Origin of the sequence: Nitrincola salilacus (assembly GCF_046271865.1) — a bacterium.
GTDB classification, from domain to species: domain Bacteria; phylum Pseudomonadota; class Gammaproteobacteria; order Pseudomonadales; family Balneatricaceae; genus Nitrincola; species Nitrincola salilacus.
In genome coordinates, this window is the sequence record NZ_CP176580.1 from 3919829 (window position 1) to 3938373 (window position 18545).

An 18545-nucleotide genomic window follows, 5' to 3' on the forward strand; every position below is an offset into this window, starting at 1 on the left:
AGCAGCATCAGGCAAAATGACGCACTTCCCCCTCACCGGTGACATTATCGATACAACGACCACACAGCTCTTCATGTTCGGCATGTGAGCCTACGTCTTCACGATGATGCCAGCAGCGCCCGCACTTGGCATGTGAAGAAGCCTGCACCGCCACCTTAAGCCCAGCAACATCCGTATCGCGGGCAGAAGAGCCCTCAGCCAGAGGCTTGAGTACGGCCGCAGAGGTGATCAGCACGAAACGCAACTCATCCCCCAGCTGCGCCAGATCTGCCTGCAGTGATTCATCAACATAGAGGACCACTTCAGCGGCCAGCGACGCCTTCACCAGCTTCTCGTTACGCGCATCTTCCAGACACTTGTTGACCGCCGTCTTGACCGCCTGCATGCGCTGCCAGAACGCCACACCCAGCTTGTCATCTTCGTTCATGGTGAACAAGCCGTCATACCAGGTGGTGAGCAGCACAGTTTCGCGACGTTGCCCCGGCAGCACTTCATAGATCTCTTCAGCGGTGAAGGTCAGAATCGGTGCAATCCAGCGGGTCAGCGCTTCAACGATATGATACAGCGCTGTCTGGCAGGAGCGACGTGGCAGACTGTCCGCCTTGGTGGTGTACTGACGATCCTTGATGATATCCAGATAAAAACCACCCATCTCCTGCACACAGAAGTGATGAACCTGCTGATACACATCCAGAAAACGGTAACTTTCGTAGGCGGCGCAGACCTTCTGCTGCAAGCGATGCGCGGCATCCACCGCCCAGCGATCCAGCGTCAGCATCTCTTCCGGCTGCAGCAGATCCCGCTCGGGATCAAAGCCATTCAGGTTAGCCAGCAGGAAACGCGACGTGTTGCGGATACGGCGGTAGGAATCCGCCGTACGATCCAGAATCTGTTTCGATACTGCCATCTCACCGGCATAGTCGGTGGATGCCACCCACAGGCGCAGAATATCGGCACCCAGCGTATCAGTAACCTCCTGAGGCGCGATGACATTACCCAGAGACTTGGACATCTTGTAGCCCTTCTCATCAACCGTGAAGCCGTGTGTCAGGACCTGCTTGTAGGGCGCACAGCCATTGATCGCGATAGAGGTCTTCAGAGAGGACTGGAACCAGCCACGATGCTGATCTGAGCCTTCCAGGTAGATATCCGCAGGGAAATGCAGCTCTTCACGCTCGCGCAGTACCGAGTGATGCGTAACACCCGAGTCGAACCAGACATCCAGCGTATCGGTGACCTTGTCGTAATCATCCGCCTCAGCACCCAACAGTTCAGATGCATCCAACTCGAACCAGGCATCGATGCCGCCCTGATCCATGCGCAGGGCAACCTGCTCAATCAGCTCTTCGGTACGCGGATGCAGCTCGCCGGTGGCTTTGTGCGTAAACACGGCGATCGGCACACCCCAGGTACGCTGACGCGATACACACCAGTCTGGACTCTGCTCGACCATGCCTTCGATACGCTGCTGGCCCCAGTCAGGGAACCACTGGACACCCTCGATCGCATCAAGAGCCTGAGCACGCAGCCCCTTGTCATCCATGGAGACGAACCACTGAGGCGTCGCACGGTAGATCAGCGGGGTTTTGGTACGCCAGCAGTGTGGATAGCTGTGCTGGAATTTCTTCTGATGCACCAACGCACCCCTGAGTTCCAGCGCCGTGCACAGAGGCTCATCCGCCTTGTACACATGCATGCCTGCAAACTCACCGGCTGCATCGGTGTAAACACCATTTGCCTGCACCAGATTCAGTGTACCCAGGCCATACGCCTGACCCACCACAAAATCCTCCATACCATGATCAGGAGCCGTATGGACGGCACCGGTACCGGCATCTGTCGTGACATGATCGCCCAGGATAACAGGCACCTGACGCTCATACAGCGGATGCTGCAGCAACTGATGTTCCAGATCCTGACCTGTGCAGCGTCCCAGCACCTGATACTGCTGCACGCCCCAACGTGCCATGACGTCGTCCACCATGTCGGCCGCCACAATCAGTCGCTCCTGTGAGCCCTGATCCACGCGCACCTGCACCAGCGCATAATCCAACTCGGCATGCAGTGACACCGCCTGATTCGCCGGAATGGTCCAGGGCGTGGTGGTCCAGATCACCACCGATACCGGTCCTTCACCTTCAGTAACCGCAAACTTATTCAGCACAGCAGCCTGATCCACCGCGGTGAAGCGAACGTCGATCGCAATCGAGGTTTTTTCCTGATACTCCACCTCGGCTTCTGCCAGTGCGGACTGCCCGACCACACTCCAGTAAACCGGCTTGTAACCCTTGATCAGATGACCATTGGCGATGATGCGACCCAACGCCCGCACGATATTCGCTTCAGTCTTGAAGTTCATGGTCAGATAGGGGTCTTCCCAGTCACCCACGATACCCAGACGGATAAAGTCAGCCTTCTGACCAGCTACCTGCTCAGCGGCATAATCACGGCAGCGCTGGCGGAATTCACGATAAGGCACCTTATCACCGGCACGCCCTATCTGAGTCTCAACCTTGTGCTCAATCGGCAGACCATGACAGTCCCAGCCAGGCACATAGGGAGCATCAAAGCCACTCAAGGTGCGTGATTTGATGATCATGTCTTTGATCACCTTATTGACCGCATGACCGATATGAATGCTGCCATTGGCATAAGGAGGGCCATCGTGCAGAACAAACTTAGGACGCCCTTTACCCTCTTCGCGCAGCTTGCGATAAATATCCAGCTCGACCCAGCGAGCAAGACGGCCAGGCTCACGCTGTGGCAGGTTTCCGCGCATCGGAAACTCGGTATCGGGCAGGTTCAGTGTAGCTTTGTAATCGGTCATATCAGGTCACTTCCAGATTGGCGATCCACCCGGCCTTGCTGGACGAGCCAGGCACGAGCACTGTCTTTATCAATATTGATCTGTGTCTTGAGGCTATCGAGGCCAGAGAACTTCACTTCAGGTCGCAAAAAGTGCAGAAACTTCACCTGCATCAACTGGCCATACAGATTGCCGGAAAAATCGAACAGATGAACTTCCAGCACCGGCTGAGTACCGTTCACCGTGGGGCGCATACCGACATTACAGACACCCTGCCAGCACTGTTTACCCACACCGGCCTCCACCACATACACCCCCTGCAAGGGGCAACGGAAGCGGTGCATTCTGACATTGGCTGTCGGCACGCCGATCTGTCGACCGAGCTTCTGCCCATGCTGGACACGCCCTGTCACCCGATAAGGACGACCCAGGAGGCGTTCAGCGTCAGCAAAATCCGCCCGCATCAGTGCTTCTCTGATCCGTGTGCTGCTGACACGTTCACCGTCGATCAGATAGGTTTCCGTATTGGCGACACTGAAATCATGACGGTCGCCTGCCTGTTTCAGCATGGCGTAGTCACCACTGCGATCACAGCCAAAGCGGAAATCATCACCCACAACGAAGTACTTGACGTTAAGACCCTTCAGCAGTAACTCCTCGACAAACGCATCTGCCGACATGGAGCGCAAGCGCGAGTTGAAGGTCAGGCACAGTACTCGGTCTATCCCTTCAGCTCGCAGCAGTCGTACTTTTTCGTCAAAGCGCGTCAGCCTGGGTGGAGCATTCACACCGGCAGCATTCACACCGGCAAAAAACTCACGCGGCTGCGGCTCAAAGATGATGACGACACTGGGCAGCCCCAGCTCCGCCGCCTTTGCCTTCACCTGCGACAATATCTGCACATGACCAAGATGCACGCCATCGAAGTTACCGATAGTGGCGACGCAGTCACGGTGTTTGTCACGCAGGTTATGTAAGCCCCGGATCAGTTCCATTCAGCCAACTTGTTGCAAAAATTAAAACGCCATAGTATAGCGCACTGACGCAGCAATGATCAGCCCCAAGATCACATTCAGCCCCTATATGGATGAAGTTATGCCCGAAGATGACGCAATCTGAGGCCACATAGCAGCAGCATCAGCATATAAACCAACCCACCGGCCACAACCAGCAGTGTCATATGCCATATTTTTGACCACATATCGCCCTGCAGCCACACCTGAATATCACCGATCAGCCAGAACAGACACCCCAGCATCGCCAGATTGGCCGCCAGCATCCGCGCCAGCGCCACACCCCAGCCAGGCTGCCACTGGTACACATCACTGCGCAGCAGGCCGCGCAGCAGGAGTCCGGCATTCAGAAAGGCAGACAGCGAAGTCGCCAGCGCCAGCCCGACATGATCCAGCGGCCAGACCAGAATCAGGTTCAGTACCATATTCGCCACCATCGCCCAGATCCCGATGCGCACCGGTGTTTTCATATCCTGACGGGAAAAATACCCACTCGCCAGCACCTTGATAAGCATGAAGGCGAGCAACCCCACCGAGTAGGCACGCAGACTCATCGCCGACATGTAAACATCGCGGTCCGTCATCTCGCCATAATGAAAAAGCGTGGCGATCAACGGACCAGCCAGCACCATCAGTGCCAGCGCCGCCGGAATCCCGATCAGCAACAGCATGCGCAAGCCCCAGTCCAGGGTCTGAGAAAACTCCAACCCGCTCTTGCTGGCATGCTTACGCGACAGGCTGGGCAGAATCACTGTCGCGATGGCAATACCGAAAACGCCCAGCGGTAACTCAACCAGACGGTCCGAGTAGTAGAGCCAGGAGACACTGCCGTTTTGCAGAAAAGACGCCAGGATCGTATCCAGCATCAGATTGATCTGTGCCACCGATACACCGAACAGCGCAGGCACCATCAGACGCAAGATCCGCTTGACACCCTCATCATTCAACACCGGCTCAGGCTTCGGTAACAGGCGCATGCGAGCCAGAAAGGGCAGTTGAAACAGCAACTGCACGACACCCGCCATCAACACACCCCAGGCGAGCGCCAGAATCGGCGGATCGAACATCGGACTGAGAAACACCGCAGCCACAATCAGCGAGAGATTCAGAAACACCGGTGTAAACGCCGGCACGGCAAAGCGCTCATAGCTGTTGAGGATCGCTCCACAGAAGGCAGTCAGTGAGATCAGCATCAGGTAGGGGAAGGTGATCCTCAGCATCTGAGAGGCCATATGGAAACGCTCATCATCTGCCAGATAGAAACCAGGCGCAAAGATCGCCGCCAGCACCGGCGCCGCCATAACGACCAGAACCGTCACCATGATCAGCGTCATACCGAGACTTGCCGCCACGCGATTCACCAGTTGCTGCACTGCTGCCAGATCACGCTGCGCCCTGTATTCCGACAGCACCGGCACGAAGGCCTGGGAAAAAGCGCCCTCGGCAAACAGCCTGCGCATGAAGTTGGGGATCTTGAACGCGACAAAAAAAGCATCCGCATGATCACCGGCACCGAAATAGTTGGCAATCACGACATCCCTGGCGAGCCCGAGCACACGCGAGATCATCGTCATGAGACCAACGATGCCGCTTGAGCGTAACAGACCCGGGCTTTTCTTTTCCTGCTGAGACACCTGCACTTCAACTCCCGAAATGGTAAGATAAACACTGGCGCCGATAATAGCTGTCTTTGCCCCAAGCTGAAACAAGCGTGTGCAGTGGCAGTGCAAAAAACTCTCGGGTTTGAGTTGACAAAGGCGCCATTAACATGAATAATCTCGCGTCTAATTTTCGGCACCTATGGCGCCGTATATTGCTGATCAACTAAAGTTTTAAGGAGCCAGACTGTGGCGAATTCCGCAGGATCCCGTAAACGTGCCCGCCAGGCGGAGAAGCGTCGTCAACAAAACGCTAGCCTGCGCTCCATGGCACGCACTTATCTGAAAAAAATCATCAAAGCAATTGATGCTGGTGATCAAGCCGCTGCACAGGATGCTTTCAAAGTTGCCCAGCCAATCCTGGACAGCTCTGTATCCAAAGGCATTTTCCACAAGAACAAGATGGCCCGCCACAAGAGCCGTCTGACTGCAAAAATCAAGGCACTGGCTTAAGCCATATCAGCCTGCCGTACGCTCCGCGTTACGGCCTGCAGTCTGCCTGAAACATAAAAACCGGCTCACGCCGGTTTTTATGTTTTTGCTTTTTCTTTTTTCGCACACCCAGCCAGCACACCTTACACACTACTCCAGCCTGCGCAAAGAGGCCCTGACCTGACACTCAGGCCAGTACCATATTATCCCGATGCACCAACTCTTCCTCACCCATGAAACCGAGTATCGACTCTATTTCACGACTGGAGCGCCCAACAATACGACTCGCATCCTCAACCCCGTAATTTGTCAGACCACGCGCAATCAAACGCCCGGACTCATCCACCACCATCACCATCTCGCCACGCGAGAAATCACCACTGACACTGCGCACACCGGCTGGCAACAGACTGCGCCCTGAGCGCGTCAGAGCCGTCACCGCACCCGCATCAATGACAACCGCGCCACGCGCCTGCAACTGTCCGGCAATCCACTGTTTGCGTGCAGCCATTGGCTCACGCTCCGGCGTCAGCAAGGTCCCTAACAACTCCGACTGATGCAGCCGCAGCAGCACATCCGGCTCGCGCCCACTGGCAATAACAGTCACAGCGCCGGAGCGCGCTGCCAGCTTCGCCGCACGCACCTTGGTCGCCATACCACCACGCCCAAGCTTGCCACCACCACCCGCCATAGCGATCAGTGATTCATCATCAGCACGCGCTTCGGAAATAAAACGAGCATCAGGATTACCTCGCGGATCAGAATCAAACAGGCCACTCTGATCGGTCAGCAGTATCAGCGCATCTGCTTCAATCGCATTAGCCACCAAAGCACCCAGCGTGTCGTTATCCCCGAATCGGATCTCGTCGGTAGCAACCGTATCATTCTCATTCACCACCGCGATAACACCCAACCCAACCAGCGTACGCATGGTGGAGCGAGCATTCAAATAACGGCGGCGATTGGACAAATCATCATGCGTCAGCAAAATCTGTGCAGTATGGATACCATGGCGCATGAAGTTAGCTTCATACGCCTGCACCAACCCCATCTGACCGATAGCAGCAGCCGCCTGCAAACGATGCACCTCATGCGGTCGATCACGCCAACCCAGACGAGTCATCCCCTCGGCAACCGCGCCTGATGAAACCAGAATCAACTCCATCCCTGCACCGCGTAACTTAACCAACTGCTCAACCCAGCGCGAGATAGCCGCCTGATCAAGCCCCTGACCATCATTCGTCAACAACGAGCTGCCTATCTTGACAACCCAACGTCCTTTTTTTGCCAATTTCTCGCGTGCAGCGCTCACTTAGCTCTCTCCGTCAGCGAACCCATTCAACTTCAACGTCGTAATCATCGTCGTCAAAATCATCATCCCAGTCATCATCATCCTTTTTGGCCTTCTGCTCGGCACGCAGACGCTCCAGATTTTCACGCGCTTCACGATCAATCACAGCACGCGTCGCACCTTCCTGCTCAAGAATTTCAGGATTTTCAGCAATCGCCTCAACCCGAGCATCCAGGAAGTCCTGCAGATCATGCACCAGCTTTTGCAGACCCATCTTGTTCAGCGCCGATACTTTATACACCGGACCATCCCACTCAAGCGCATCAAGCACCTGCTGACAGGCAGCGTCTTGCTCCCCTTCAGGCAGCAGATCCAGCTTATTCAACACCAACCAACGCGGCTGCTGCGCCAGCGTTGCACTGAAGCGAGTCAGCTCCGCCACCGCAGTCTGCGCCGCTTTTGCCGGAGTCAAATCATCCCAGGGCGCCATATCCACCAGATGCAACAACACACGGTTACGCGCCAGATGCTTGAGGAAGCGAATCCCCAACCCGGCACCCTTGGCAGCACCTTCGATAATGCCCGGAATATCCGCCACGACAAAACTACGATGCGCCTCAGTCCTGACCACCCCCAGATTCGGCACCAGCGTGGTGAAAGGATAATCCGCCACTTTGGGCTTAGCCGAGGAAACAGAGCGAATCAGTGTCGATTTGCCAGCATTTGGCAAACCCAACAGACCCACATCCGCCAGCACCTTCAATTCCAGGCGCAGATTTCGCAGCTCTCCGGGCGAACCCTTGGTGGTCTGGCGCGGCGAGCGGTTGACACTGCTTTTATAGCGCGTGTTACCCAGACCATGGAACCCACCCTGAGCAATCTTCTCACGCTGACCAATAACCGTCAGATCCGCCAGCACTTCATCCGTATCAATATCAACTACCGTGGTTCCAACCGGGACCATCAACACCAGATCTTCACCCTTGCCGCCAGTACAGTTACTGCCACGACCCGATTCACCATTCTGCGATTTGTAGTAACGGGTAAAACGATAATCAACCAGCGTATTCAGCCCGGCATCCGCCTCAACATATACCGAGCCGCCATCGCCACCATCACCACCATCCGGCCCACCTTTCGGGATGAATTTTTCACGCCGAAAGCTCATACACCCGTTACCACCTTTACCGGCTTCAACGGTAATCAACGCTTCATCGACAAACTTCATAACACCCCCCGAAAGGTAAACTGAATCCGATCAACCACCCGAACAGAGCAGCCCACCGATCTATACTTCGCACAGCTAACCCACTGCACACGCTACAAACGAAAAAAGCTCCGCCGGGGCGGAGCTTTTTTTCAGGTCTGGCTGTCAGCTCAGGCTGGTACGATGCTAACGTATTTACGCTTGTTAGCACCTTTAACCTCAAACTTGACCACTCCTGCTGCTTTGGCAAACAGAGTGTGATCTTTACCACAACCAACATTCTCACCCGCATGGAATTTGGTTCCGCGCTGACGGATCAGAATATTACCCGCCAGTACAACCTGTCCGCCGAAACGCTTCACACCCAGACGCTTGGATTGTGAGTCGCGGCCGTTACGCGTGGAACCACCCGCTTTCTTATGAGCCATTGTATCAATCTCCTATTCGGTTGTCGGTATCAATGCCTGAATCAGGCGCTGATGCCTGTAATCTTGACTTCAGTAAACCACTGACGGTGGCCCTGGCGCTTCATGTGGTGCTTACGACGACGGAACTTGATGATAGTTACCTTATCGCCACGGCCGTGAGCCACAACTTCTGCAGACACCTTGGCACCTTCAACAACTGGCGCACCTACTGTAACGTCGTCACCGTTGCTGATCAGCAGCACACGATCAAACTCAACGTTGGCACCCTGCTCAGCAGCCAGTTTTTCCAGCTTCAGAGTCTGACCTTCCTGTACACGGTACTGCTTACCGCCACTAACAATCACTGCAAACATAATATTCTCCGATTAATGACCTATCCGGCTACTAAAACGACACCTGCTTCTAATGGCTTGATCCACCTCATGTGGAGCAGGTCGATCGCCTTGATCAAGACAACTCGACACCATATGACAGGGAGCGAAATATGCATAGGTTCAGGGCGCGCAATTATACAGCCAGAAAACTACAGATTCAACCCTGATATACCATCAAATGTTCGTCCGAACTTACATCCAGCAACTCTCATCAACTCACCGACATACAGATAAACCACTGGATTATTGGCAATATGCGGCCCCTCTATCTCAACTGCTTGGCATAGCCGTCTGATGCAGCTTCTGCAAAGGGGTAATTCTCTATTATTCGCTAGCCTCAAGCTTTTGCACTCCGATAAGCTTCAGATGGTAAGAAACATCATCGTCCCGCCAGTCAAGCCGAGCAATCACCGGCCCCAACTCAGTCATCCCCAGCCAAACCTGTAAGCCCTGTCCTAACCCATTTTGATATGTGTAACTCTGAAGAGAGACCAATTCCTTGGCGTTAACTACCATGCTCTCATTGCTGGCTTCATGAAGAATAAATTCGAATACAGTAAGCTCCTCAGTATCCAGCAAATTCAGCGCATGAGGCAGCTGTTTTGCGCTCTCAATCCAGAAACAGGGCAGGTTCAACAAACTGGTGTCAACTTCATCAACGCCAATGCGCAACACACGATTATCTGGCTTGTCTGAGCCTGTGAATAGTTGCACAACAGGCAACACGTCGACCAGGTCCGGTGTCATGCCAATCAGCAAACCACTGGTTGCTTCGACCAGAGCCTGCACTTCAGCCTCTGAGGCGATTTTGACATGAGTCGTACTCATCCAGAGCTCATCCTCCTGCCGAACTGCCCGACTCCACTTTGTACTGCCGTCTTCCAGAACACGAGTGTCGGCTTTGCGAAAACCATTTTTGTACTGCTCGACAGTCACCGAACGTATCTCAATATCACCACTCCAATGGGTCATGTGCAGATGAGTGCGACTAATCACATCCATGGCGATTCCCTCAGTACGCCGCTCAATAGACATATTGCCGAACGGATGACCATCCACTTCCACTTCATAGCTCGCGCGCATTGAAAGACACCCAGCCCAACCAACGGCTGGAAAAGTTGCAAGAGTCATCATTGCTATAGCCCAGAGCCAAACCCTGTCGGCTTCCGTGATGTTTATTTGCATTACACGTCGCACTGCACCTTCCATAGCCAACCTCCTAATCCTGCTTTACTGAATCACCGCCCGTCGACTCATTACCCAACAATGCCGAATGCCGCGGAAAATAAAGCTGTACCGTTGCACCGCCAAACTCATTGCTGGTGATATCCATTCGTCCGCCATGCAATGCCATCACTTTATTCACTATTGCCAGACCCAAACCAACACCACCAGTATCCCGGCTGCGACTATTATCGATACGGTAGAACGGTTGCAACACGGCCTGTCGCTGCGACTCCGGAATACCGACACCGTCATCAAGTACACTGATACATATCCAGTCTGGCAGAGCAGTGGCGGTAATTTTGGTGTATCCATTAGCGTACTTTCTTGAATTCGTTAACAGATTACTGAGGATCTTGAGCAGGCTTTTCTCTTCAGCCACTACCACTAATTCCTCGCTGCATTCGACCTCAATCACAAAACCATCACTCAGACGACAGGCCAATTTGCGGGCGTGTTCAATCACAGATAAAAGGAGAAGCGGCTCAGGATGCACCCTTGCGGAATAAAAGCTGAACTTAGAGTATGCGAGCATTTCAGCCACCAGTTCCTCTAACTGGGCAATATCTAGCTTCATGCTCTGTAGATAAGACTGCATCTCCTTGGGATCCTCAATTCGTTCCAATAGCTCAAGCGCAAAATTCAGCCGCATTACAGGTGTATTCAATTCATGGGAGGCGGTGCTAATCATGATTTCCTGTTCCTCAATCAACTGGCTGATTTGATTGGCCATAAAGTTAATAGCCTTAGCCAATTCATCCAAAGGTTGCGGTGCATCTTCATCGGCTTTCAGATCGAAGCGCCCGTCAGCAATACTCAGGCTGGCCCGAACCATATTGTTAATATGCCTGATAATGGGCCAGGACAACAGCAACACTGCGAGCGCAAAACTGATCAGAATGAATCCCAAAGTAACGCCGATCAACACGTTATATAAGGAATTCAAATCTCTATACGGTATATAAGAAACTACCCCCTTACCACAGGGGTTGAGATAGTACACTTCAACCTCATCACGGACAAAGCCACTGACAACCGACATCGCCACGCCATTCTCAATCAAGTCGGCCTGCTTGTGTTCTGGCAAACTGCCGATACTGGAAAGAGCGATGTTATAGTTATAGTCATCGGCCAGTTTATCGATAATCCACGGCCATTTATTATCTGGCTCGCTGCACAATCGAGTGGTCAGAATCTCGGTAAGGGCTTGGGTTAGGCGCAGATGCTCCCGACCAATAGCCTCTTCATACTGGTTTTCGAAGAAAATGCCTATAAGAACAAGGCAAAGCAATAAAGTAGTACTGACACCAACAAAAAAACGGAGGAAGAAAACTACCATTTATTTTGTGGGAATAGATAACCCCGCCCCCGAACCGTACGAATATATTGATACGGAGGCTCATGATCACCCAGCTTCCTTCTTAATGTGCTTACCCTCTGATCAACTGAACGATCTGTACCGTTGTACTCGAAACCACGCAAAGCGTTGAACAATTGCTCCCGCTTGATAATATGGCCGGAAGATTTGACCAGTTCCACCAGCAAATCAAACTCGGCGTCAGTCACACCAATCTCCATGCCGTCTTTGTAGATCACCCTGTCTACAACATTGATTTGCAGATCCTGGGCACTGATCATATGCTCGCTGTGCGCTTTTTCATTGCGGCGGCGAAGGAGTGCGAAAATTCTGGATATCAACACATGGGGGCGCAACGGCTTGGTAATATAGTCATCCACCCCACAATTGAGTGCTGTGACCTCAGTAAAATCATCATTATTGGCAGTCAACATTAAAACCGGCGAGCTATATCTGGTGCGCAGAGACTTACATATTTCTATACCGTCCATTCCCGGCAACATGTAGTCCAAAATCACAAGATCAGGCGATAACTTCAAAATTTCTTCACATGCACCCAGCCCTGTGAATAAGGCATAGGTTTCAAAGCCCTCACTCTGCAGGAACTGACAAACCAGTGATGACAGTCTGGTGTCATCCTCGACTAAAACTATGCTTCCTTTCATCTCTCTCTTCCATTTAACAAAGCAGCTAAAGCAAAGTCCCTGTTAAGGGATTGTTAGTCAACATTAAGCCATGGATAAATAAGCATCAATCTTTTTTGAGTAGCAACAAACTGCTACAGAAGAACACATCAATGTGTCTAGGATAAATCGTATTTCTCAGCGCTTACACTCTGCTGTTCTCCTACATCACTCCTCAGTCTGGGTCTATAGAAACTCGACAATACCGGCACCAAAACCAAAGTTATCAGTGTAGCGAACAACTCACCAAAAGCAAATGAGACTGCTGCGGGAATTAGGTACTGGGCCTGCTCTGAACTCTCCATCAAAATCGGCGACAAGCCTATTACTGTGGTTGCTGTGGTCAGAAACACCGCGCGAACCCTACCGGTGGCCGATCTAATTAGCGGATCTATTTCACCCTGAGCACAATAGCGGTTATAGCTGGTGACCAGCAACAAACTGTCATTCACCACTACACCGGTGAGTGCCAACATGCCAAAAAACGACAGTACGCTAAAGGGAATTCCCATCAACATATGACCCACTGCAGCACCTATAAAACTGAACGGTACCACTGACAGGATAATCAGGGGCTGCCAATAGGACTTCAGTGGAACGGCCAACAATACATATATCAATAAGCAGGCGATAATCAGCGCCCGCCAAAGCTTGTCAGTCATCTCATTTTCCTGCTTCAACTCTCCTGCTGCCTCCACTCTTACCGAAGGGTGAGCCTGCAACCAGCTCTGCAACTCTCCTTGTATCAGTTGTTGAAATATTTCCGGTGATGAAACATGTTGCTTGTCGATATTGGCGGTAACTGTAGCGGCATCCTGAAAATCACGCCGCCACATCCAGCGGGGAACATAACTGGATTCCAGCTCAGCAACACTGAGTAAAGGTACCCATTGCCCACCAGGTAACTGAATACGCTGATTTAGCAAATCAGTCAGACTGTCTCTGTTCTGCTGCGGAAAACGCAAAATAACTTTGACTTCATTCACACCACGCTGAAAGCGTTGCAACTCCAGACCGCCGTAACCATCACCCAATTGAGCCGCCAACAATCCAACATCCACGCCCAGATTAATACCGGCGGTACTCGGGTGTAAACGCAACTCAGCCATACCCGACCGTAAATCACTGTCCACGTCATAGACATAAGGTAACGTTTTAAGTTCGGCAATGATTCGATCTGAAGCCTGTCTGACCTGCTCAGGATGTGAACCGAAGACTTTCAGCTCGAACCCCCCCGCAGTCTCTTCAGCTACGCTAAATACCAGTTTTTGTGCGCCCTCCAGTTGATCTGTCTCGCGACGCCAGGTTTCCATCATGGTCAAGCTATCAATAGGTCGCTGCCCGTGGGGTGATAATTCTGCATAGATCTCGGCACTGGTTGGCCCCACCACTGCCAGCATCAGCTTCTCGAAAGGAGCTCTGTCCAGTTCATATTCATCCATCCACTGTTGATTGAGCTTCTTAGCCACTGAAATGATACGCTCGGCATTATGCAAGGTCACCTGTTGGCTGATACGACTATCGGTCTCCAGTTTTACGCTGATGATATTACCGGGTATGTCCGGGAAAAAGGTGGTTCTTATCACGCCCAAAGAAAGCAGACTGAACACAAAAAGCAATACTGCGAAAAATAGCGCCAGCGTTATCCAGCGATACCTCAAGCACAGAGATAGCCCTGGCCGGTAAAGTTGCTCAGTAAAGTAAGTCAGCGCCCCATCCATTTTCATTTGCAGCTTTTTCAGTGCGCGGGAAAAGATATTGCTGCGCTCAGGCTCCGAGAATCTGGCCGACGCCAGGTGGCTGGGAAGAATTAATTTGCTCTCAACCAACGAAAACAACAGGGCAATGATGACAACCACGGCGAAGCTGCCAAACACTTTGCCAAAAGGGTCATCCAATACCGTCATCGGAAAAAACGCTGCCAGGGTTGTAAAAGTCCCAAAAATGGTCGCCGTAGCAACCTTCTCCACGCCCTCTATCGTGGCATCTTGAGGGTTACCGCCATAGCTTCGAGTGCGGTGGACACTTTCTCCAATCACTACGGCATCATCCACCAAAATACCCAACACGATAATCATGCCAAAGGTAGTGATATCGTTCAGTGAGAAATCAAAGTACAGATCCATCACTGCCACCGCGCCAGCCAGGCTAACAGGAATCCCTACAGCAACCCAAAGCGCGACCTTGATATTAATAAACAGGGTCAGAATCAGGAAAACCAGAATCAATCCCTCAATGGCATTACTTTGCAACAAACTAAGCCGGTCCGAAGCAAATTCACTTTGATTGGCCCAGATATCCACTTTAATAAGTTCGGAGAGAATGTCATCAGACTCGGCAACCACCTGACGAACGGCCTCATCGATTTTAAGCAAATTATCCTGTGGTCCCATCATAATCTCAAAGCCGATGGCCGGTGAGTCGTTGAAGGTCACTACCAAATCCTGGTCTTCAGGCTGATCCAGCACCTCAGCGACATCGGCCAACCTGATCACATGCCCCTCTGATGAAGTAAACAAGGGCAGTTCCATAAAATCTCTGACATCTCGAGCCAGGTGATCAGCACGAATCTGAATGCGACCACCGGATGTCTTCAGTTCGCCTGTGCGATACTCCAGGCTGGCCTTTTGCAGCATCTCAGCCACCCGTTGGAAGTCCAGCCCATATGCCTGTAGCCGGTGAGGGCTGATCTCCAGAGAGATCTCATAGGGGCGTTCCCCCCACTGATTAATCTGCGATATCTCCGGGCGCAGCAACAACCGTTGCTTGAGGATTCTGGCGGCCTTTTGCAGTTCATCCTGTTGTATCTGGCCATAAACCTGCACAATCATAGCTGGATAGCTGAACTCCGCTCGCCGTATCTGGGGACGCTCAGCGGCCAGCGGCAAAGTGGTGATATTGTCGATACGCAGTTTGACGTCTTCCAGCAGTCGCCCCAGATCATAGCCATTCTGCTGGCGCACAAATACCGTTGCCAGCCCTTCTCCAGACACACTTGATATCTCTTTTGCACCTGGCACTCCCTCCAGTGCTTGTTCCAGGCTACGGGTTATTGATTGGTAGACCTGCTCTGTCCCTGCTCCAAGCTGCACCACGCTGACCTCTACCGTATCCGGCGGAATTCGGGGAAACCCTTCTATACGCATAGCCCAGGCGCTCAGCAAACCAAATACCAGGATCGTCACCATCAACATATTCGCCGCGACAGGATTCAATACAAACCAGCGAACCAAGCCTTTCATTTCAGCTCATCCTTTTTCGCTACAACCTGATCTGCACTTCCTGGAAGTGCAATAGGATCGATTGGTGCTACTTTTAAACCAACAGTAAACTGAGCCTGGGGAAACAGCGCAATGCGCAAAGGGTCACTGTTCTTTTTTGGCGGACGAATAACAAGGCTACCATCCTGTACAGCTAGAATGTCAGGAGCGAATTTTTCTAACCTATCATCCTCACGCAACAGCCATATATGTGCATCCCTAGAATAAGCAGATTCAGGGATCAGCAACGCATCATGAGTCAGTTTTCCGGGTAAGCTGACCTCCAACAGACGACCAGGAAGTAACCCGTCAGCCTGTGCAGTTACCGACAGATATAGATTACGCAACTGGGTTTCACTGTCGTAGTAATACCCTGCATTACGTATCTCTGCCTGCCAGGTTTGGGCGCTGATCGGATCGATAAGTGTGGCCTGCTGATGCCTCCAGTCCTCGGCCATTAATTGCCATTGCTTGTCGTTAAGCGATACCACCAGTTCATATTCATCTACTGACATAATATCCAGCAGCACCTGTCCAACGCCAACCAACTCTCCCGGGTTCACATGACGTTTGAGCACTACGGCCCGGTACGGTGCTCTGACTCGGGTGTAGGACAGCAGAGTCTGTGCCCGATGCAGATTAGCCAAAGCGGCCTGCTGAGTCAGCTCAGCCGCTTCATATTGCGGTATTCTGAGTACCAGCGGTGAATCCGGTTGCCCCCTATCACTTCTCTGCCAATCCCGTTGAGCTTGTTGAGCCATTTGCTGCTCGGTAAGCACCGCCACCTCGGCCTGCGCCTTGTCCATTCTGGCTTGGGCCAGTTCTGCGGCGTATTGGCTATCATCCAATTGCAACAACAACTCTCCCTCTTCTATCACCGCTCCCTCTACCAAACGTTCGCTGAAGCTCACCACACTACCCTCGACGTGACTGCGAATCATACTCTGATAGCGGGGCCTAACCCGGGACAATACCTTGACATCCAGGCGCACCCGTTCCGGCTCAACTGTGGCAACACTTACTACTGGCAATGATGTGCTTGGCTGCAGGGTTTGCTGGAGCTGTTTTTTCTGACTCTGTTCCACTTCATCCAGAATCACCAGCATGATAAAGAGCACTATCAACAACCCTGTAACTGGCGCCACCTTGTTTTTTAAAAAGGCTGACCACTTCATAACGCTTTACCCACTACTACAGGCATATCTGGTTCAGGCCCACCCATTCCCAGAGCAAGACCCAGTAATATCCTGTTATTCACCTGCTCAAACTGGTTGTCCAGCAGCGCTTCTGTGGCAGCCAGAGACTGTTCTTGAATATTGAGCAAATCCAGCAAGCTGACCAAACCGCTTTGATAGCGCTGTTGATAATCTATATAAAGTCCGTCCGCTAACTCGACGGCCTGTTTCAGGTACTGCTGCTGCTCAGTCAGAGACCGCTCCCTAAGCAGGAAGTTTTCCACATCCACTATGGCATCCAGTACCACCTGCAAATAACGTTGGCGCTCGGCCTGCTCCTGTAATGAGCCGGCTCTGGCCAGGGATAAGGGTCCTGCATCAATGATATTTGCCAGCATCAGTGACTGGCTTATCACACCAACCAATGCCCAGACCGTCTCTGCCCCGCTAAGCCTGCTGAGGCGATCTGTCTGTCTGGCAGTGTTGGCGCTGAGACTGATATCAGGTAATAGCGCTCTGTACATGGCAGTTTTTTCATAATGCTTGGCCTGTAGCCTCTGAAAAGCAGCCTGAACATCGGGTCGATTGGCCAACACGGTGGCAGGAACAGAGACCAGAGGAATACTTACATCCGGTAGTGATGCAGAGAAACTCAGTTGCCCTGGCTTTTCTCCGAGTAGCAGGCTCAACTGCATTCCGGTGGCCTGGTGCTGTTCCTGCAACGCTCTGAGCCTTGCCTGAGTTTCCCTGACCTTCAATGCTGCCAGCAACCAATCCTGCTGATTGGTCAGACCACTCAGGTATTGTTCTTCGGTGATTTGCTGCAGGTTAGTAAAGATCTCCAGACGCCGGGCTTCCAACTGCTGCAAGGCATCCAATTGCCACAGCCCCAGATAAGTTCGGGTCACCAGACCAATAACTGATTGTCGCGCGCCCCGATAGTCAATCTGTAAGGCCTCTAATTCGGCACGCTGGGCCAAGCGCTGATGACGAATACGCCCCCATAGATCCAACTCCCACTCCAGCAACAAACCGATGCCGTACTCATTGCGAAAGGAGGGCTCACCATCGTACAACTGTTTGTCCCGACCCGCCTGGCTCTGAAGTTGCAGTTCGGGCAGCAACTGTCCGTCCACCTGACGACTGGCCAGAGCAGACGCCAGTACACTCAGCCTGTTGCTTCGCAAATCAAGGTTATTTTGCAGTGCCTGACGGATAAGGTCTCGTAACTCTTCGGAGTGGATTTGAGCAAAAATATCCCTTTCAAACTGTTGGGTAATCGGTTCAAACTGACTGGCATACAGCCAGTTTTCCGGTGTGTAGTCGGCTTGCAGCCTGGCCTGATAGTCCTCTGGTGGCAATGATGTACAGGCGCATAATCCACAAACCAAAAATGCCGTCAACAACAGGTTTCTCACCTGTCGCGACGGGTCGGATAATTTAGTAACACGCAAAAGTAACTCCATAGAAAACCAATCAGACTCACTAACTAGCCGGGATATTCGTTCCATCTGACAAAGTTGCATCCATCGCAAAGCCAAGCTTAAAACAGTCCCATTGCAGAATCTGTATTTTTGCTGTCAGCATTTGTCAGCCTGGCGAATCTGTTATGACTCTAATGCCCCTCCTGAGCTGTC

14 protein-coding genes are annotated in these 18545 nt (G+C 52.3%); 1 reads left to right on the forward strand and 13 read right to left on the reverse strand.

The annotated features are described in order from the left end of the window. Positions 1-7: 7 nt before the first annotated feature. From ileS to murJ, 3 genes are all read right to left on the reverse strand, one after another. On the reverse strand, positions 8-2827 hold the full coding sequence (gene ileS / locus ACK3CJ_RS18110; RefSeq protein ID WP_409523607.1) for an isoleucine--tRNA ligase: 2820 nt from the start codon (positions 2825-2827) through the stop codon (positions 8-10). Continuing rightward, complete coding sequence (gene ribF, locus ACK3CJ_RS18115) at positions 2824-3801, reverse strand: bifunctional riboflavin kinase/FAD synthetase (RefSeq protein ID WP_409523608.1); 978 nt, start codon at positions 3799-3801, stop codon at positions 2824-2826. The genes ileS and ribF overlap by 4 nt, the downstream gene beginning before the upstream one ends. A 98-nt stretch (positions 3802-3899) precedes the next feature. Continuing rightward, positions 3900-5393 (reverse strand): murein biosynthesis integral membrane protein MurJ, encoded by a 1494-nt coding sequence (gene murJ, locus ACK3CJ_RS18120; RefSeq protein WP_409526617.1) that lies wholly within the window; start codon positions 5391-5393, stop codon positions 3900-3902. Between the two features lie 273 nt (positions 5394-5666). On the opposite strand from murJ, the gene rpsT reads away from it, so the two are divergent. Further along, complete coding sequence (gene rpsT / locus ACK3CJ_RS18125) at positions 5667-5930, forward strand: 30S ribosomal protein S20 (protein ID WP_151705159.1); 264 nt, start codon at positions 5667-5669, stop codon at positions 5928-5930. Between the two features lie 166 nt (positions 5931-6096). On the opposite strand, the gene proB is transcribed toward rpsT, so the two are convergent. The 10 genes from proB to ACK3CJ_RS18175 form a co-directional block, all read right to left on the reverse strand. Beyond that, complete coding sequence (proB, locus tag ACK3CJ_RS18130) at positions 6097-7221, reverse strand: glutamate 5-kinase (protein WP_409523609.1); 1125 nt, start codon at positions 7219-7221, stop codon at positions 6097-6099. A 13-nt stretch (positions 7222-7234) separates the two neighbouring features. Next, the gene (gene cgtA, locus ACK3CJ_RS18135) at positions 7235-8428 is read right to left on the reverse strand and encodes an Obg family GTPase CgtA (RefSeq protein WP_409523610.1); all 1194 of its coding nucleotides are present in this window, start codon (positions 8426-8428) and stop codon (positions 7235-7237) included. 149 nt (positions 8429-8577) lie between these two features. Then, positions 8578-8835, reverse strand: a complete 258-nt coding sequence (rpmA, locus tag ACK3CJ_RS18140) for a 50S ribosomal protein L27 (RefSeq protein ID WP_409523611.1) — start codon at positions 8833-8835, stop codon at positions 8578-8580. A gap of 41 nt (positions 8836-8876) precedes the next feature. Then, a complete protein-coding gene (gene rplU, locus ACK3CJ_RS18145) occupies positions 8877-9188 on the reverse strand; it encodes a 50S ribosomal protein L21 (RefSeq protein ID WP_409523612.1) in 312 nt (103 codons plus the stop codon). 345 nt (positions 9189-9533) lie between these two features. Further along, on the reverse strand, positions 9534-10418 hold the full coding sequence (locus tag ACK3CJ_RS18150; RefSeq protein ID WP_409523613.1) for a hypothetical protein: 885 nt from the start codon (positions 10416-10418) through the stop codon (positions 9534-9536). A gap of 10 nt (positions 10419-10428) precedes the next feature. Next, the gene (locus ACK3CJ_RS18155) at positions 10429-11772 is read right to left on the reverse strand and encodes a sensor histidine kinase (protein ID WP_409523614.1); all 1344 of its coding nucleotides are present in this window, start codon (positions 11770-11772) and stop codon (positions 10429-10431) included. Continuing rightward, positions 11766-12455: a response regulator transcription factor gene (locus ACK3CJ_RS18160; protein WP_409523615.1), complete on the reverse strand. Its 690-nt coding sequence runs from the start codon at positions 12453-12455 to the stop codon at positions 11766-11768. Before ACK3CJ_RS18160 ends, ACK3CJ_RS18155 begins: the two co-directional genes overlap by 7 nt. Before the next feature lie 137 nt (positions 12456-12592). Beyond that, positions 12593-15715: an efflux RND transporter permease subunit gene (locus ACK3CJ_RS18165; RefSeq protein WP_409523616.1), complete on the reverse strand. Its 3123-nt coding sequence runs from the start codon at positions 15713-15715 to the stop codon at positions 12593-12595. Further along, positions 15712-16908 carry an efflux RND transporter periplasmic adaptor subunit gene (locus ACK3CJ_RS18170; protein WP_409523617.1) on the reverse strand — a complete coding sequence of 399 codons (1197 nt, stop codon included), beginning with the start codon at positions 16906-16908 and terminating at the stop codon, positions 15712-15714. Before ACK3CJ_RS18170 ends, ACK3CJ_RS18165 begins: the two co-directional genes overlap by 4 nt. After that, the gene (locus tag ACK3CJ_RS18175) at positions 16905-18362 is read right to left on the reverse strand and encodes a TolC family protein (RefSeq protein WP_409523618.1); all 1458 of its coding nucleotides are present in this window, start codon (positions 18360-18362) and stop codon (positions 16905-16907) included. The genes ACK3CJ_RS18170 and ACK3CJ_RS18175 overlap by 4 nt, the downstream gene beginning before the upstream one ends. Between the last annotated feature and the right edge of the window lie 183 nt (positions 18363-18545).

Bases quoted from the DNA above. Each gene is read 5' to 3' on its own strand.
- ACK3CJ_RS18165 (WP_409523616.1), bottom strand. From the start codon at position 15,715: ATGAAAGGCTTGGTTCGCTGGTTTGTATTGAATCCTGTCGCGGCGAAT.
- cgtA (WP_409523610.1), bottom strand. From the start codon at position 8,428: ATGAAGTTTGTCGATGAAGCGTTGATTACCGTTGAAGCCGGTAAAGGT.
- ACK3CJ_RS18155 (WP_409523614.1), bottom strand. From the start codon at position 11,772: ATGGTAGTTTTCTTCCTCCGTTTTTTTGTTGGTGTCAGTACTACTTTA.
- rplU (WP_409523612.1), bottom strand. From the start codon at position 9,188: ATGTTTGCAGTGATTGTTAGTGGCGGTAAGCAGTACCGTGTACAGGAA.
- rpmA (WP_409523611.1), bottom strand. From the start codon at position 8,835: ATGGCTCATAAGAAAGCGGGTGGTTCCACGCGTAACGGCCGCGACTCA.
- ACK3CJ_RS18160 (WP_409523615.1), bottom strand. From the start codon at position 12,455: ATGAAAGGAAGCATAGTTTTAGTCGAGGATGACACCAGACTGTCATCA.
- ACK3CJ_RS18170 (WP_409523617.1), bottom strand. From the start codon at position 16,908: ATGAAGTGGTCAGCCTTTTTAAAAAACAAGGTGGCGCCAGTTACAGGG.
- ACK3CJ_RS18150 (WP_409523613.1), bottom strand. From the start codon at position 10,418: ATGGAAGGTGCAGTGCGACGTGTAATGCAAATAAACATCACGGAAGCC.
- ribF (WP_409523608.1), bottom strand. From the start codon at position 3,801: ATGGAACTGATCCGGGGCTTACATAACCTGCGTGACAAACACCGTGAC.
- murJ (WP_409526617.1), bottom strand. From the start codon at position 5,393: ATGACGATGATCTCGCGTGTGCTCGGGCTCGCCAGGGATGTCGTGATT.
- ileS (WP_409523607.1), bottom strand. From the start codon at position 2,827: ATGACCGATTACAAAGCTACACTGAACCTGCCCGATACCGAGTTTCCG.